The sequence below is a fragment of the Nocardia caishijiensis NBRC 108228 genome (assembly GCF_001612825.1).
GTDB lineage: Bacteria > Actinomycetota > Actinomycetes > Mycobacteriales > Mycobacteriaceae > Nocardia > Nocardia caishijiensis.
The window spans coordinates 1-14,868 of sequence record NZ_BDBE01000036.1 but is presented as its reverse complement, the minus strand read 5'-3'; the positions used below and the strand labels follow the sequence as shown (position 1 = coordinate 14,868).

The following is a 14,868-nucleotide window of genomic DNA, read 5'->3' as shown; positions in this document are numbered from 1 at the left end:
TTTCGGTGGCATAATCGGAGATATAGCCTCCGCTTCAATCGAAGCTACCAGAGTAACGGAGAAACCACCTCCACTTAATCCGGCAATGAGTAGGATGCACCTGTGAATCACGCCACGACGACTGCCGCAGCGCCCCGCAGGCTGCGCGCCGATGCCGCCCGCAATCAGCAACGCATCGTGGCCGCAGCCAGGGAACTCTTCGCCGAACACGGCCTGGAGATCACCCTCGACGACGTCGCCGAGCGCGCGGGCGTCGGCGTGGGAACGGTCTACCGACGCTTCGCCAACAAGCGCGCTCTCATCGTCGAGGTGTTCGAGCAGCACATGGTCGACTTCGCCGACGCCGCCGACGCCGCCCAGCACAACCCCGACGCCTGGCTCGCCCTCGTCGAGTTCTTCGAATACGCCTGCAAGCACCTGGCCACCAACCGAGGCTTCGGCGAGGTGGTGCTCGAACTCGAGGAGGACCCGGCCCGGTTCGCCGAGATGCGCGAGCGGATCCGGCCGTCGGTCGCGGCCATCGTCGACCGCGCCCGCGACACCGGCGCCGTCCACCCCGACATCACCACCACCGACTTCTTCGCGCTGATCCACATGGTCAACTCGTTCATCGAGTTCGCCGCGCCGGTCAATCCCGATGTGTGGCAGCGGTATATGGCCGTCGCGCTGAACGGTGTGCGCACCGATGCCGTGCCGCGTCAGCCGCTGCTCGCCCCGCCGCTGACCGACGCCGAAGTGGAGCAGGCCAAAGCGGCAGGCTGCCTGGGCCGACGCCGCTGATTTCACCCTCCCAGTAGCGCGGGTCACACTTGGTCCTCTACATTTGGACACATGACCAAGAACACCTGGGTGAACTGGGCTGGCGAGCAGCGCTGCGCACCCGCCGTCGTCGCGAGGCCGCGCGACGTCGATGAGCTCGCCGGGATCGTCACCGAATCCGCGGCGCGGGGGCGAACGGTGCGCGTCGCCGGGTCGGGCCACTCGTTCACCGACGCCGTGCTCACCGACGGCACCCTCGTCGACCTCGGGGCCATGAACAAGGTGCTCGACGTCGACACCGCGACCGGTCGGGCCCGCGTACAGGCCGGGCTCACGCTGAACGCCGCGAGTCCCCTGCTGCACGAGCACGGCCTCGCCTTCCCCAACCTCGGCGACATCGACACCCAGACCGTCGCGGGCGCCACCGCCACCGCGACCCATGGCACCGGCGCACGGCTGCGCAACATCTCGGCGGCGCTGCACTCGGTGCAGGTGCTGTGCGCCGACGGCTCCGTGGTCGAACTGAACGAGGAGACCGACCCCGACGGCTGGCGCGCGGCGCGGGTGAGCATCGGCGCGCTCGGCATCGTCACCGAGGCCACCCTGCAACTCGAGCCGTCGTTCGTGCTCGAAGGTGTGGAACGGCCGGTGCCGCTGGCCGACGTGCTCGCCGACCTCGACGAATACGTCGACGGGAACGAGCATTTCGAGTTCTTCGCCTTCGCGCACAGCTCGGTCGCGATGACCAAGGCGCTCAACCGCACCGCCGACCCCGAGCAACCGCGTGGCGCGCTGAGCGAGTGGGTCAACGACATCCTGCTGTCCAACCATCTCTACGACGGCCTGTGCCGGGTGGGTCGCCGGATTCCCGCGACCATCCCGCTGATTCATCGCGTCGCCACCCTCGCGGGCAGCAACAATCGTCAGCGCGATCGCTCCTACCGGGTGTTCGCGACCCCGCGCCTGGTGCGGTTCAACGAGATGGAATACGCGGTGCCGCGCGCCGACGCCGCCGAGGCGGTGCGCGAGATGATCACGCTGGCAAAGAAATTCGGCACGCCGATGCCGATCGAGGTGCGCTGGGTCGCACCCGACGACGCCTTCCTCTCCCCCGCGAGCGGACGCGACACCTGCTACATCGCGGTGCACCAGTACCAGGGCATGGAATGGGAACCGTACCTGCGCGCTTGCGAGGCGGTGTTCGATCGGCTCGACGGTCGCCCGCACTGGGGCAAACACCATTTCCAGACCGCCGAGACGCTGCGCGAACGCTATCCCGACTGGGATCGGTTCGCGGCCGTGCGCAAGCGCCTCGACCCCACGGGTGTTTTCGCGAACGACTACGTGCACCGGGTTCTCGGCCCACTCGCCTGAAGCGGACACCACAGGACAACACCGTCGCCGCGCCCACACGCCTGCCGGTTGATGCGATGATGGCGGTGATATCCGAAGCGCCACAAGCACTTCGCCCCTGCACCGAAAGGGCGACCATGGCCCACACACCCTGCGTGTTGTTCGTCTGCGTCCACAATGCGGGCCGATCCCAGATGGCGGCGGGCTTCCTGCGCGCCATGGCAGGCGATCGCATCGAGGTCCGCACCGCGGGCAGCGAACCCGCCGACGAGCTCAATCCCGTCGCGGTGGCGGCGATGGCCGAGATCGGCATCGACATCTCCGGTGAGCGCCCCAAGCCGCTCACCGACGACGTCGTCGGCCTGTCGGATGTGGTGGTGACCATGGGGTGCGGCGAGGTGTGCCCGTATTTCCCCGGGATCAGCTACCGCGACTGGGTGCTGTCCGATCCGGCCGGGCAGCCGATCGAGGTGGTGCGCGGGATCCGCGATCACCTGCGGATCCTGATCGGCAACCTCATCGCCGAACTGGTGCCCGTGCCCGCGCGGTGATTGTCCGATTCGTTCAAGACGAGCGGCGACGGCACCGAATACGCTGCCGGGCATGACTCCTCAGCTCGACGCCATCTCCGTCATCGTGTCCGACATGGCCGCCTCGGTGGCCTTCTACCGTGCGCTCGGCCTGGACTTCCCCGAGGGATGTGAATCCGAGGGACACGCCGAGGCTCACCTGTCCGGCGGTATGCGTCTGCTCCTGGACACCGAGGCAACGATCGCCTCCTTCACCCCCGGTTGGCAACCGCCCAGCGGCCCCGGCCGGAGCAGCATCGCGTTCCGCTGTGCCGATCCGGCCGAGGTCGACTCGGTCTACGAGAAACTGGTCGGCGCCGGATACCACGGTGAACTCGCGCCGTGGGACGCCTTCTGGGGCCAGCGCTACGCCGCACTCGCCGACCCCGACGGGCACGGTGTGGACCTCTACGCGCCGTTGCCCAGCGGATAGGTCGACCAGCCGTGCGGGTCGCGCAGCCGACGGCGATACCGGCCGAGTACCTCGCGGACTTCGTCGCTGACCGGTGGTTCGCCGTCCAGCTTGGTCCACAGGTGGGCGTCGTGCTCGGTGAGCCGCACGGGTTCGCTGCCCGCGACATCGACGACGAAGGTGAACTGCCTGGTGCGTGCGCCGTTGCCGGACAGATAGTCGAACTCGCCCAGGTAGTCGGTGACGCCGGTGACCTCGAGACCGGTCTCCTCGGCGACCTCACGGGCCAGCGCGTCGTCGAGAGCCTCGCCGCGCTCGACGACACCGCTTGGCAACTCCCACCGGCCGCCGAGGAAGTCGGATCGTCGACGGCGCAGGATGAGTACCCGATCGTGGCGCACGACGACGGCGCCGACGACAAGTCGGCGTACTTCGTCTCGTTCGGCCTCGATACGCAGCGTGGTGAACACGGATTCGTCGATCATCGGGTCACATCCTCTCGTCGTGGTTCGGACTCGGCCTGGCACATGCGACGGGGCGTGCACAGTGAGCATAACTTCGCGGCGCGACGAAGCCGAATGAGACTTTCCGGGCACCCTCAGCCGGGCTGCAGGCTGCGCACCGAGCATCCGGCCAGGTCACGCACCTCGCGGGACAGATGCGCCTGGTCGGAGTACCCGTACCCGGCCGCGATCTCGGCGGCCGGGGTGCCTGCGCGGATCGGTTCCAACGCCCGCTGAAAGCGAAGAATCCGCGCCAACATCTTGGGGCCGTAGCCGAACAGGGCGAGCGAACGGCGGTGCAGCATCCGCGGCGACAGCCCGGTGTCGGCAGCGGTGTGGGCGACCGATCCGCCCGCCGCCAGCGCGTCGACGATGCCGGAGACCATCGGGTCCGGTGGCGGTGCGGCGGCCGCGAGCGCGACGGCGACGGATTCCAGGGCCACAACGCGGTCGGGCGCGTTGTCGACCCGATCGAGGAGTGCGCGGGCGGCGGCGGCGGGCACGACAGCGTCGAGTTCGACGCGCTGATCGAGCAGCTCGACGGCGGGCACGCCGAGCAGCGCCGGTGCCGTACCAGGGGCGAACCGGATACCAACGAGGTCGGCCTCGCCCGCGCGCACTTGCGCGGCGCGGCTGTCCGGCCCGGCGACCATCAAGGTGCCCGCGGTCCAGATCAGGTCCATACAGCCGTCGGGCAACACGCTGACCTGGCCCGAACCGCCGCCGGTGCGCTGCCAGACGACCGCGCGATCCACCCGTGACGGACGTTCTCGGTAGCCCATCCCCCGACGGTAGTACCGCCCACCGACATACTCGGTTCCGCGCGCGACCACCCGTCCGTAAGATCTGGCAGCACAACGTTCGGCTCGGCGGAGGGGTGGCTGGATGCAATCGGCAGGCTCGGTGCATGGGCGAGGGCGGGTCGCGGGGTTTCCCGGTGCGGATATCGACCCCGAGCCCGACGTGTGGTCGGGTGCGGCGCTCGACGACGACCGCATCCGGGCACTGGCCGTCGGCGCCTACTACGGGCGCAGCTGGGGCGCCTACTGCGACAGCGTCGCCTTCCTGCCGGAGGAGCCGGGCAGTTCCGCCACGCGCCGCGAGACCGCGATCGAGGGCCTGCACGAATCGTGGGGCGTCGACCACGCCGAGGACGCGCGCGACACCATCCAACGGCTGCTGGCGGGCATGCACGCGCCGCTGTTCGAACTGGTCCACCCGCTGGCCGTCGCCGCGGCCACCGACACCGGGCGGGTCGACCGGTCGGGGCTGGCCGACGAGCACCGCGAATTCCTGCACACACTGTCGGGGTTCCGTGGCTATCGCGGCCCGGCCGGAATCGACCGCGACTACGACGCCTGGTTGCAGGCCATCAAACTCGGTATCACCGACAACCTGCCCGCGCCGCTGCAGAACGACGCCACCGCCTGGGATCTGGCGCGGCTGGTTTTCATCGCCCGCGCCTCGCGCACGGCCGGTTATCTCACCGAGGACGAGGCCTTCGACCACATGCTCACCGGCCTGGACCGGGCCCGTCAGCACTATCGCAACTGGCGGCAGTTCGGCGACGGGTTCCTCACCGGAGCCATCTTCTGGGCCGCCACCCAGGATCTCTCGGCCGCGAAAAGCCAAGTGGCGGAACGTCGCCGGATGATCGCCGGATTGCACCTACGGCCGTCGAGCCCGTGGCGACGGGTGGCGTTGCACGCGGGGGCGCCGGTGTTCAGCCCGGCATGGTCAGCATGATGCCAACGGCCTGACGGCGGAACGGTTCGTCGGCGACCATCCCGAGTTTGCGCCGCTCCACCAGCAGCTGCCACTCGCCGAACAGATCCGCCGAGGACGGCAGCGACGGCGAGATCGAACCGTCGACGTGCTCGATCTCGCAGGCCAGGCGGATGGCCTCGGCCATCCGTTCGAAGTCGGTCGCAGTCCAGTCGTGGAAATCCAGATCGGTTCCGGCGCCTGAGATCCGCAGCGTCACCATGTTCTCCGCGCCCGCCCGCACCTCGGCGCCGGTGAGCACGGCCACCGGGAATTCGTATGTCGCCCACGCGGAAACGAACAGCAACCGCAGCGTGGTGATCACGAGCAGACCGGGCGCGCCCTCGTGCCCGGCCTGCGCCAGTTCCAGGACGTACTCGTCCGGGCGGGCGGCGGCGTGCAGCGTGTCGATCTCGCGAGCACAGTTGCCCGCGTGCCGCATGCGGGCCGCGGCCGCGCCGACGTCGGGCCGACGCGGGCCTTGCGGACCCAAGAGTGGGCGTGGCGGAACGAGACTCGGGCGCGGCGGGAACACCCGGCGCAAACCGACCAGATCACGTTCGACCGCGCGAACCAGCACCTGGGCCTGCTCCCGCAACCCCGTCTCCAGGAACACCGGAACCGGATGCCGTTGCGTCGCTTCACCACCCACCACGAACTCCGCCGACCGGAAGAACAGCAGCAGCGCCATCTGCCCGTCCTCGGTGGTCGCCAGCGCGACCCGTGCGAGTTCGGCCACGCCCACGTCGAGGGCGATCTCGTTGTCGGCCCGCAGCGGGGTCGTCACCAAGCGCCCGTTCGCGTACCGCACCGCGACCCGCGCACCCCATACCTCGATCACGCCCGCGTCCCTCCTACCCGGCCCCCGCCCTGGCTGGATCGTACCGAGCAGGTCTCACCACCCCCACACAGATGGCAGGCTTACCCACATGTCCGAAGACGAAAACCCGACCGAGTCCCCCGCCGAGGCGACCAAACGCAAGTTCCGCGAAGCCCTCGAACGCAAGAACGGCAACGCCTCCCTGGCCGGTGCCGCCCAGAACGAAGCCAAACTCCGCGGCACCTCCGCCGCGGCCGGCGGCAAACGCACCTTCCGCCGCCGCGCGGGCGGCTGATCCCACGAAAAAGCCCCTCACCTGCGTGTCAGGTGAGGGGCTCTTCAGTGGAGCTGCCGGGAATCGAACCCGGGTCCTCCGCCGCATCTTCAGGGCTTCTCCGTGTGCAGTTCGCTGTGTCTCTACTCGGATCTCCGGGTCTCGCGAACAAGCTCGGATGACGATCCCAGTCGCTGTTGGATGTCCCGCCCAGATCCGCGACCGACCTGGACGGTGATTCCCTCTAGCTGATGCCAGTACCCGGGTCGAGGGACGAACCCGGACTGACAGACACGCTTCGCTACTTAGGCAGCGAGAGCGTAGTCGCGCTGATTGGAATCGGCGCTTAATTGGTTGCAACGACGCTTACGGTGGTCTCTTGCCTGCACCGACACGCTTCCCCTGAATCAACGTACGCAGTCGAAACCGTTCAGCCCCGTACGTGCCCGCGCCTTGCGGGCTAGTCATATTAACACCCACGCTTCGCCGTTTCTTCCCCTTATCTCTGCCAGCGCGCGGTGGCGCCGTGGTGACCGGGTAGCGAACCGGCCAATTGGTCCGGCACAGTCGGTGGGGGCGAGTATCGTTCTCGATCGGTCGCACCGGGAGAAGCGAGATCGCCTGGGCGGCTGGACCAAGGAGTTGATTGATGGCATTCCCCCGTCGGCGTGGGCTGCGCCGAGTCGCGGTGATTCCGGCCGTTGCCGGGCTTGTGCTCGCCGCGGCGTGTTCGGCTGGTGAATCGGGGCACGGTCCCGGTGTGAGCAGTCAACCCTGCCCCGGTTCCGCGCACCCCGATCGCGGCTGCCTGTATCTCGGGGTGCTCTCGGACCTGGCCGACGGGCCGTTCTCGCCGCTCGGTTCCTCGATGAACGAGGGACAGCTGGCGTTCTGGAAGCAGGTCAACGAGTCGGGCGGCATCGGCGGCTACGACATCGACATCACCACCCACAGCCGCAACACCTCCCTCGACCCGGGCAGGCACCGTTCGGGCTACCTCGAGATCGAGCCGCATGTGCTCGCCCTCGCGATGAGTTTCGGCACCTCACAGACCATCGCGATGCTCAACCAGATGGACGCCGACGACATGGTGAGCACCGCGGCCACCCAGTGGTCGGGCTGGAACTACCGCAGCGCCGACCGCAATCTGGTGCTCAGCGCGGGCTACTCCTACTGCACCGAAGCGGTGATGGGGCTGGACTGGTTCGCCGAGAACCATTACGCACCGACCAACATCGCGGTGGTGTCCTACCGGGGCAATTACGGCGGTGACTACGCCAGCGGCGCATTGAAGTGGGCGCTGGCCAACGGCGCGACCATCGCCGACCGCATCGACACCGGACCCAACGGCGAGGTGGGCAACCAGGACGGTCCGGTGCAGGAAGTACTCGCCGCCGATCCCGATCTGGTGATGCTGGCCACCGGGCCCGCCGAGACGGCGGAGATCGTGGGCAAGCTGGTGCGCGCCGGGTTCACCGGCCGCTTCCTCGGTTCGCTGCCCACCTGGAATGCCGCGCTGAACCAGACCCCCGCCGCTCCGGCGCTCGCCGCTCGCTACAACTACATGACCCCGGTCGACAGCTGGACCGGCGACAGCGTGGGCGCGCAGAAGGCGCGGAACGCGACCGATCACGAACCGTCCAACTTCGGTTATTCGCTGGGCTGGGCCATCTCCTACCCGCTGAAAGCACTGCTCACCGAGGCCGCGGAGCGCGGCGAGCTCACCCGGGCGGGACTGCGGCGCGCCGCCGAGGGTCTTAAGCCCGACGGCGAAGGCATCGTCGCCATCCACCCGGTCGGTTCGGATGCCCCCGACCTGAGCAAGGAGTGGACCGTGGTGTTCCAGCCCGACGACAGCGCGCCGATGGGCGCACGGCCGGTCGCGGTCGGCTATCAGGGTTCGACGCTGCCCAGGCTCGGACTGCACGAGCCCTGCACCCGGCTGTAGGACTCAGCTCGCGGCGATCATCGCGACCGCCGCGAGTGCCAGGCCGAGCCCGAGCTTCTGGGTACGACTGATCCGTTCACCGAGCAGCACCATCGCCAACACCACAGTGGCGGCGGGATAGAGCGAACCGATCACGCTCACCACCGACAGCATCGCGCCGTGGAAAGCGTAGAGCAGGGCGGCGTTGGCGATCACGTCGAGCACCCCGATCCACAGCGCCAACCGCAGTGGTTCGCCGCGCAGACCGGCGAACTGACCGGCCGCGAGCGCGCAGATCCACACCACTGCCGTCGCCGCGCCACGCTGACCGAGCAGCGGCCACAGACCGGCCGACGGATCCGTTTCGTGCAGGAAGTAGAACGCGAACCCGAACGCGGCGCCGGAACCGACGGTCAGCAGGGCGACGCGCCGGGAGAAACGCAGCGGCCGACCGCCGATGATCTCCTCGGTGGTCTCGTCGGGGGCCTCGCGGCTCACCAGCACCACCGCGACCAGCGCCAGCGCGATGCCCGCGATCGCGGCCGGGCCGGGTCGTTCACCGAGAAAGAAGCCCGCGACCACCGGGATACCCGCCACCAGGACCGCCGTGACCGGCGAAACCACGGCCATCGGCCCGTCGGCGAGCGCGGCGTAGAACCACCACACCGCGAGCCCACTCGCCACGCCCGCGGCCAACCCCCAGAGCATCGACGCGGTGTCGGGATGGCCGCCGACCAGCGGTGCGATCAACAGGACCAGCAGCACCGACCACGGATAGGAAACGACAACGACCCGCAGAGCGGTGACTCTGCGGGCCGCGATGCCGCCGAAGAAATCGCTGACTCCGTATCCCGCCGCCGCGACCAGGGCGAGAACGACGGAGATCAACGCATACCCTTCACCCGCCGACCGATCTCGCGGGTGACCTCACGCTCGGCCTGGCGGCGAGCCAGATCCTGGCGTTTGTCGTAGTCCTGCTTACCCTTGGCCAGGGCCAACTCCACCTTCACCTTGCCGTCGGAGAAGTACATCGACAGCGGCACCAGCGTCTGGTTGCCCTCGCGGGACTTGCCGACCAGGTGCTCGATCTCGCGCTTGTGCAACAGCAGCTTGCGGGTGCGCCGGGGCGAGTGGTTGGTCCAGGTGCCGTGGCTGAACTCGGGGATGTGCAGGCCACGCAGCCACACCTCGCCGTTGTCGACCGTCGCGAAGGCGTCGACGAGCGAGGCCTTGCCCTCACGCAGGCTCTTCACCTCGGTGCCGACCAGCGCGATCCCCGCCTCGTAGGTGTCGAGGATCGTGTAGTTGTGCCGGGCCTTGCGGTTGGTCGCGATGACCTTCCGGCCTTTCTCCTTCATAACGGTCAACTGTAAGTGACGGCGCCAGCGGTTTATTCCATGGCCGGATCAGGCGCGGGCGGCCGCCCTGGCCAGGGCGCGGTCGCGCTGTTCCTCGAAGCGGGCGGCCTTCACCTCGAGATCGGTGAGGTAGGCGTGCAGTTCGTCGCGGGCCCGTTCGCCCTCGGGGCCGAAGTCGGAGCGTTCGAAGATCTTCCAGGTCCGCAGGACCGGTCGCAGCACCGTGTCGAGGTGCTGACGCAGGTCGTAGACGCCGTGCTTGGCGAGCAGGACGGCGTTGCGGCGGAAGTTGGGCTGGTTGAGGCCGGGCATCTGGAAACGCAGGATGACGTCGGTGATCGCGGACATGGCCGCGTCGGGGGTGAGGTCGAGGGCCGCGCCGCACAGTTTGCGGTAGAAGATCATGTGCAGGTTCTCGTCGGCCGCGATGCGGGCGAGCATCCGGTCGGCGACCGGGTCACCGCACAGGGTGCCGGTGTTGCGGTGGCTGATGCGGGTGGCCAGTTCCTGGAAGGTGACGTAGGCGACGCCGCGCAGGAACTGGGAACCTTTCTCCGGCTTGGCGATACCGGCGGTCATGTGGGCCATCCTCGCCTGTTCCAGGGCCACCGGGTCGACCGCGCGGGTCACCACGAGGTAGTCGCGCATGACGATGCCGTGCCGGTTCTCCTCGGCGGTCCAGCGCCCGACCCAGGTGCCCCAGGCATTGTCGAGACCGAAGGTGTCGGCGAGTTCGCGGTGGTAGGAGGGCAGGTTGTCCTCGGTGAGCAGGTTGGTGATCATGGCCGCCCGCGCCACCTCGCTGAGCCTCGATTGCCCCGGTTCCCAATCGATGCCACCCATGGCGGCGAAGTTGCGGCCCTCGTCCCACGGCACGTAGTCGTGCGGGTTCCAGTCCTTGGCCTTGGCCAGGTGGTCGTTGAGGTTGTCCTCGGCCGTCGATTCGAGCTCGGCGAGGATGTCGCGGTCGGACAGGTGGAGCTGCATCTGGTGTCACCTCGAAGTTGCGGGAGAGGACTCGGGGTCCCTGCCCCTACGATCGGCCCAGGTGCCGGTGGCCGTCGAGACAGTCACGGAATACTGTGTGCGATCACAGTGGCCGCGGCCTCGGCTAGTCCGTGGGCAGTACGGGACCGAACTGATCGATGCTCAGCGGCAGGTGCGGCCAGGGGGCGGTGTCGGGAGTCAGTTCGCCGACCACTTGGACACCCGCCGCGTCGAAAGCGGCGCGGGCACGGGCGACGTGGTCGGCGGAGGTGACCAGGACCGCCGAGGTCAGGTGGTGTTCGGTCATCAGGACGGCGGTGAGGTCGGCGTTTCCGACGGTGGAGTCGGCGTGTGGCTCGCGCAGGATGCGGGCTGGCTCGATGCCCGCCTCCTCGAGCCAGCTCGCCATCGCGTCGGCTTCGCTGCGACCCGCCTGTGGGTTGCCGCCGGTGACGATGATCGGCGACCAGGGGGCGAACACCGCCTGCACATACCCGGCTCGCAACCGGCGCAGCAGTTCCTCGCGCATGGTGCCCTCCGGGGTGAGTCCGTAGCCGAGGATGACCACCGCTGTCTCACCGCCATAGGTACCGGGCAGGGTGGGGGCGACGATCCGGCGCAGATCCTGGATCACCGTGACCGCCGACGGCTCCGCCGACACCGATTGTGGTGCGGCACAGACGAATCCCGTCGCGGCAAGGGCCGTGCACACCCCTCGGATCGCCCACTTGGTCCACACCATCGCCGTCGCCTCCTCGCGCGGACCGATCACCGTTCGATCGGTCGAGGAGGCCAACGGTGCGCCGTGCATCGCGACGCGGGAAGGACTATGACGTGCGGCTACCGGAATTCACAAGGGCGCGGTGCGCGGTGCTGGTCCACGCCATCACAAACCTTACGGTCGCGGGCGGGTCAGCCGCCCGGACGCAGCAGGAGGTAGAGGGTGAGCGCGGACGCGAAGACGAGAACGAGCGCCACCGTCGACCAGCGTGGTCTGCCCCGGTGCACCGGACGATGGCCACCGAGCAAGGAGGGCGCGACCGCCGGGTCGACGTGCCGGTGCGGCATCGGCGCGGGGGTATCCGTGCCGCCCGAGCTCGCGCCACCCGACGTTTCTCCCTCGGAGCCTTCACCATTGGCCATGAATCGACACTAACGTGGCACCCCCTGATCCGTCGCGAGTTCCCTTCCGGCTAGTCGCCTGCCAGCGTGGCGAGCACTCCCTCCCCGTACTTGGCCAGCTTGTTCTCGCCAACTCCGGCGACCGTGCCGAGAGCGGCCAGGTCGCCCGGTTTGCGGGCCGCGATCTCGCGCAGGGTCGCATCGTGGAACACCACGTAGGCGGGCACGCCCTGTTCCTTGGCGGTGGCCGCGCGCCAGGCCCGAAGGCGTTCGAACAGCGGCACATCACCGGCGGGCAGGTCGACGGCCGCCTTGGCCGCCTTCGGGGCACGCGCGGGTCTGGTCGGACGTTCGGGTTCGCGACGCAGAGCCACCGTGCGGCCCTGGAAGAGCACCTCGTTGCCCGCGTCGGTGAGGGCGAGTACGCCGTATTCGCCCTGGACCGCGAGGAAACCGCCCGCCAGCAGCTGACGGACAACCCCGCGCCACTCGGTGTCGCGCAGGTCGGTGCCGATACCGAACACGGTGAGCTCGTGGTGGCGGTGCTGAGTGATCTTGGGGTTGGTCTTGCCGAGCAAGATGTCGACGAGGTGACCGGCGCCGAAGGCTTGTCCGCGTTCACGTTTGAGCCGCAGCACCGTGGAGAGCAGTTTCTGCGCGGGGACCGTGCCGTCCCAGGTTTCGGGTGGGTTCAGGCACACGTCACAGTTGCCGCATCCCTGTCCGGTCGGCTGCTGACCGAAGTAGTTCAGCAGTTGCGCGCGTCGGCAGTTGACCGTCTCGCACAGCGCGAGCATGGCGTCCAGGTGCAGTTGCAGTTGTCGGCGGTGCGCGGCGTCGCCCTCGCTGGAGTCGATCATCTTGCGCTGCTGCACCACATCGGCCAGCCCGTAGACCATCCACGCCGTCGACGGCAGACCGTCGCGCCCGGCGCGGCCGGTCTCCTGGTAGTAGCCTTCCACCGATTTCGGCAGGTCGAGATGGGCGACGAACCGCACGTCGGGTTTGTCGATGCCCATGCCGAAGGCGATGGTCGCCACGACGACCAAACCGTCCTCGCGCAGGAAACGCGCTTGATTCTCCGCGCGCACCCGGTTGTCCAGGCCCGCGTGGTACGGCACCGCACGCACACCGTTCTCGTTGAGCATGGCTGCGGTCTTCTCCACCGAATTGCGCGAAAGGCAGTAGACGATGCCCGCGTCGCCGGGGTGCTCGGTGCGGATGAACTCCAGCAGTTGCCGGTCGGGACGGTTCTTGCCCTCGATCCGGTACTGGATGTTGGGCCGGTCGAAGCTGGCGACGAACTGCTTCGCCTCGCCCAGGTCGAGTCGTTCGACGATCTCGGCGGCGGTTTTCGCGGTGGCGGTGGCGGTGAGCGCGATGCGCGGCACGTCGGGCCAGCGTTCGTGCAGCAGCGACAGCGCCAGGTAATCGGGCCGGAAATCGTGGCCCCACTGCGACACACAGTGCGCCTCGTCGATGGCGAACAGCGCGACCGTGCCGCGATCGAGCAGGCGAAGCGTGGATTCCAGACGCAGGCGTTCCGGCGCCAGATACAGCAGGTCGAGGTCGCCCGAGACGAACTGGGCCTCCACCGTGCGGCGCTGATCGGGCGACTGGGTGGAGTTGAGGAACCCGGCTCGCACGCCGAGGGCACTCAGCGCGTCGACCTGGTCCTGCATCAGCGCGATCAGCGGCGACACCACGACACCGACGCCGGGGCGGACCAGTGAGGGCACCTGGTAGCACAGCGATTTGCCGCCGCCGGTCGGCATCAGAACCAGGGCGTCGCCACCGCCGATGACCTGTTCGACGATGGCGGCCTGATCGCCGCGGAAGCTGTCGTAGCCGAAGACGCGGCGTAAGACCTCCTCAGCCGTCTCACCGCGTGCGGGAGCCGCCGCTCGACCGGGGGTCGCGGGGGCAAGATCGTCGAAGTGGAAGCCGCCGGTGTCGTCGAAATCGTGTTCGGAGACGTAGCCGCCGCCCGACGAGTAGGGGTCGTCGGGCGGGAAGTCTTCCGGTGGGAAGTCGTCGACATCGGGGGCTGTGGCGCCGGAATTGCTCACCGGGCCATCCTACGAGCGAGCGCCGGGACCGCAGCCCGTCCGTCGACCCCGATCACGGCCGTGACCGGGATTTGCTCACATGTGGATAACTTCGTCTCACCCCTGCAAACGGGCGAGGACCTCGGGGTGCAGCAAGCCGTTGGTCGCCACCGCGTCGCCACCGTGCGGGCCGGACTTGCCGTCCAGGGAGGTGAACACTCCGCCCGCCTCGCGGACCAGGATGTCGAGGGCTGCCAGGTCCCACAGCGAGACCTCCGGTTCGGCGGCGACGTCCACAGCACCCTCCGCGACCAGGCAGTAGTTGAAGAAGTCGCCGTAACCGCGGACCCGCCACACCTCGTCGGTGAGGTCGATGAACTTCTCCCGCAGGCCCCGCTCGTGCCAGCCCGACAGGGAGGAGAACGCCAGACTCGCCGAGTCCAGGTCGGCCACTGCCGACACGGTGACGGGTTTCGGGGCGCCCGGATGCGCCTGTGCCCAGGCGCCCGAGCCCGCGGCTGCCCACCAGCGGCGGCCGAGCGCGGGCGCGCTGACCACGCCGACCACCGGAACACCGTCCTCGAGCAGCGCGATCAGGCTCGCCCACACCGGAACGCCCCGGACGAAGTTCTTGGTGCCGTCGATCGGGTCGACCACCCACTGCCTGCCGGTGAACTCCGCGTCGCCGCCGAACTCCTCGCCCAACACGGCGTCGTCGGGCCGTTCCTCCGCCAGTACCCGCCGGATCACCTGCTCCACCGCGAGATCCGCGTCCGAGACGGGCGTGAGGTCGGGTTTCGAGTCGACCTTCAGGTCGACAGCCCCGAAACGCACCTTGGAAATGGCGTCGGCCTCGTCGGCCAATCGAAGAGCGAGGTCCAGGTCAGCGGAGTAGGCAGCCACGAAGGAAGTTTATGGCGAGCCCGTAACCCGACTCGAACGGGATTCCCCACAATTCGCCATGACAGCATT

17 protein-coding genes and 1 other RNA gene are annotated in these 14,868 nt (G+C 68.6%); 7 read left to right on the top strand and 11 right to left on the bottom strand.

What is annotated here, in order from left to right; all coding sequences use genetic code 11:
• The first annotated feature begins 102 nt into the window (after nucleotides 1–102).
• The 4 genes from NC7_RS19755 to NC7_RS19740 all read left to right on the top strand — a co-directional run bounded on the left by NC7_RS19755 (nucleotide 103) and on the right by NC7_RS19740 (nucleotide 3,114).
• Nucleotides 103–780, top strand: a complete 678-nt coding sequence (locus NC7_RS19755) for a TetR/AcrR family transcriptional regulator (RefSeq protein ID WP_067985277.1) — start codon at nucleotides 103–105, stop codon at nucleotides 778–780.
• Nucleotides 781–831: 51 nt separating this feature from the next.
• On the top strand, nucleotides 832–2,133 hold the full coding sequence (locus tag NC7_RS19750) for a D-arabinono-1,4-lactone oxidase (RefSeq protein ID WP_067985275.1): 1,302 nt from the start codon (nucleotides 832–834) through the stop codon (nucleotides 2,131–2,133).
• A gap of 116 nt (nucleotides 2,134–2,249) precedes the next feature.
• Nucleotides 2,250–2,663, top strand: coding sequence for an arsenate reductase ArsC (locus tag NC7_RS19745; RefSeq protein WP_067985273.1), 414 nt, complete (start codon nucleotides 2,250–2,252; stop codon nucleotides 2,661–2,663).
• Between the two features lie 52 nt (nucleotides 2,664–2,715).
• Nucleotides 2,716–3,114, top strand: a complete 399-nt coding sequence (locus NC7_RS19740) for a VOC family protein (protein WP_067985271.1) — start codon at nucleotides 2,716–2,718, stop codon at nucleotides 3,112–3,114.
• Here the strand turns inward: NC7_RS19740 and NC7_RS19735 are convergent.
• Entirely contained in the window at nucleotides 3,090–3,578 is a 489-nt protein-coding gene (locus tag NC7_RS19735; protein WP_067985269.1) for an NUDIX hydrolase, read from the bottom strand. The genes NC7_RS19740 and NC7_RS19735 overlap by 25 nt on opposite strands.
• 113 nt (nucleotides 3,579–3,691) lie before the next feature.
• Nucleotides 3,692–4,378, bottom strand: a complete 687-nt coding sequence (locus tag NC7_RS19730) for a helix-turn-helix domain-containing protein (RefSeq protein WP_067985443.1) — start codon at nucleotides 4,376–4,378, stop codon at nucleotides 3,692–3,694.
• A 103-nt stretch (nucleotides 4,379–4,481) separates the two neighbouring features.
• On the opposite strand from NC7_RS19730, the gene NC7_RS19725 reads away from it, so the two are divergent.
• Nucleotides 4,482–5,342 (top strand): DUF1266 domain-containing protein, encoded by an 861-nt coding sequence (locus tag NC7_RS19725; RefSeq protein ID WP_157102091.1) that lies wholly within the window; start codon nucleotides 4,482–4,484, stop codon nucleotides 5,340–5,342.
• Here NC7_RS19725 and NC7_RS19720 read toward each other — a convergent pair.
• A complete protein-coding gene (locus NC7_RS19720) occupies nucleotides 5,320–6,201 on the bottom strand; it encodes a hypothetical protein (protein ID WP_157102090.1) in 882 nt (293 codons plus the stop codon). The two genes, NC7_RS19725 and NC7_RS19720, sit on opposite strands and share 23 nt — an antisense overlap.
• An 88-nt stretch (nucleotides 6,202–6,289) precedes the next feature.
• Here NC7_RS19720 and NC7_RS19715 point away from each other — a divergent pair, with 88 nt between their 5' ends.
• A complete protein-coding gene (locus NC7_RS19715; RefSeq protein ID WP_067985263.1) occupies nucleotides 6,290–6,475 on the top strand; it encodes a DUF5302 domain-containing protein in 186 nt (61 codons plus the stop codon).
• Nucleotides 6,476–6,520: 45 nt separating this feature from the next.
• Here NC7_RS19715 and ssrA read toward each other — a convergent pair.
• Nucleotides 6,521–6,892, bottom strand: a transfer-messenger RNA (tmRNA) gene (ssrA, locus tag NC7_RS19710).
• Between the two features lie 211 nt (nucleotides 6,893–7,103).
• Between ssrA and NC7_RS19705 the strand changes: the two genes are divergently transcribed.
• Nucleotides 7,104–8,402 (top strand): ABC transporter substrate-binding protein, encoded by a 1,299-nt coding sequence (locus NC7_RS19705; RefSeq protein WP_067985261.1) that lies wholly within the window; start codon nucleotides 7,104–7,106, stop codon nucleotides 8,400–8,402.
• Between the two features lie 3 nt (nucleotides 8,403–8,405).
• On the opposite strand, the gene NC7_RS19700 is transcribed toward NC7_RS19705, so the two are convergent.
• From NC7_RS19700 to hisN, 7 genes are all read right to left on the bottom strand, one after another.
• Nucleotides 8,406–9,269 (bottom strand): EamA family transporter, encoded by an 864-nt coding sequence (locus tag NC7_RS19700; RefSeq protein ID WP_067985259.1) that lies wholly within the window; start codon nucleotides 9,267–9,269, stop codon nucleotides 8,406–8,408.
• Nucleotides 9,266–9,739 carry an SsrA-binding protein SmpB gene (gene smpB / locus NC7_RS19695; RefSeq protein WP_067985257.1) on the bottom strand — a complete coding sequence of 158 codons (474 nt, stop codon included), beginning with the start codon at nucleotides 9,737–9,739 and terminating at the stop codon, nucleotides 9,266–9,268. The genes NC7_RS19700 and smpB overlap by 4 nt, the downstream gene beginning before the upstream one ends.
• A 48-nt stretch (nucleotides 9,740–9,787) precedes the next feature.
• Nucleotides 9,788–10,726 carry an acyl-ACP desaturase gene (locus NC7_RS19690; protein WP_067985255.1) on the bottom strand — a complete coding sequence of 313 codons (939 nt, stop codon included), beginning with the start codon at nucleotides 10,724–10,726 and terminating at the stop codon, nucleotides 9,788–9,790.
• 124 nt (nucleotides 10,727–10,850) lie between these two features.
• Entirely contained in the window at nucleotides 10,851–11,468 is a 618-nt protein-coding gene (locus tag NC7_RS19685) for a YdcF family protein (RefSeq protein WP_159372880.1), read from the bottom strand.
• Nucleotides 11,469–11,638: 170 nt separating this feature from the next.
• Nucleotides 11,639–11,869 (bottom strand): WLR motif membrane protein, encoded by a 231-nt coding sequence (locus tag NC7_RS19680; protein ID WP_067985252.1) that lies wholly within the window; start codon nucleotides 11,867–11,869, stop codon nucleotides 11,639–11,641.
• Between the two features lie 50 nt (nucleotides 11,870–11,919).
• Nucleotides 11,920–13,917 (bottom strand): DNA helicase RecQ, encoded by a 1,998-nt coding sequence (gene recQ / locus NC7_RS19675; RefSeq protein WP_067985250.1) that lies wholly within the window; start codon nucleotides 13,915–13,917, stop codon nucleotides 11,920–11,922.
• Between the two features lie 96 nt (nucleotides 13,918–14,013).
• Nucleotides 14,014–14,799 carry a histidinol-phosphatase gene (gene hisN / locus NC7_RS19670; RefSeq protein ID WP_067985248.1) on the bottom strand — a complete coding sequence of 262 codons (786 nt, stop codon included), beginning with the start codon at nucleotides 14,797–14,799 and terminating at the stop codon, nucleotides 14,014–14,016.
• Nucleotides 14,800–14,868 lie beyond the last annotated feature (69 nt).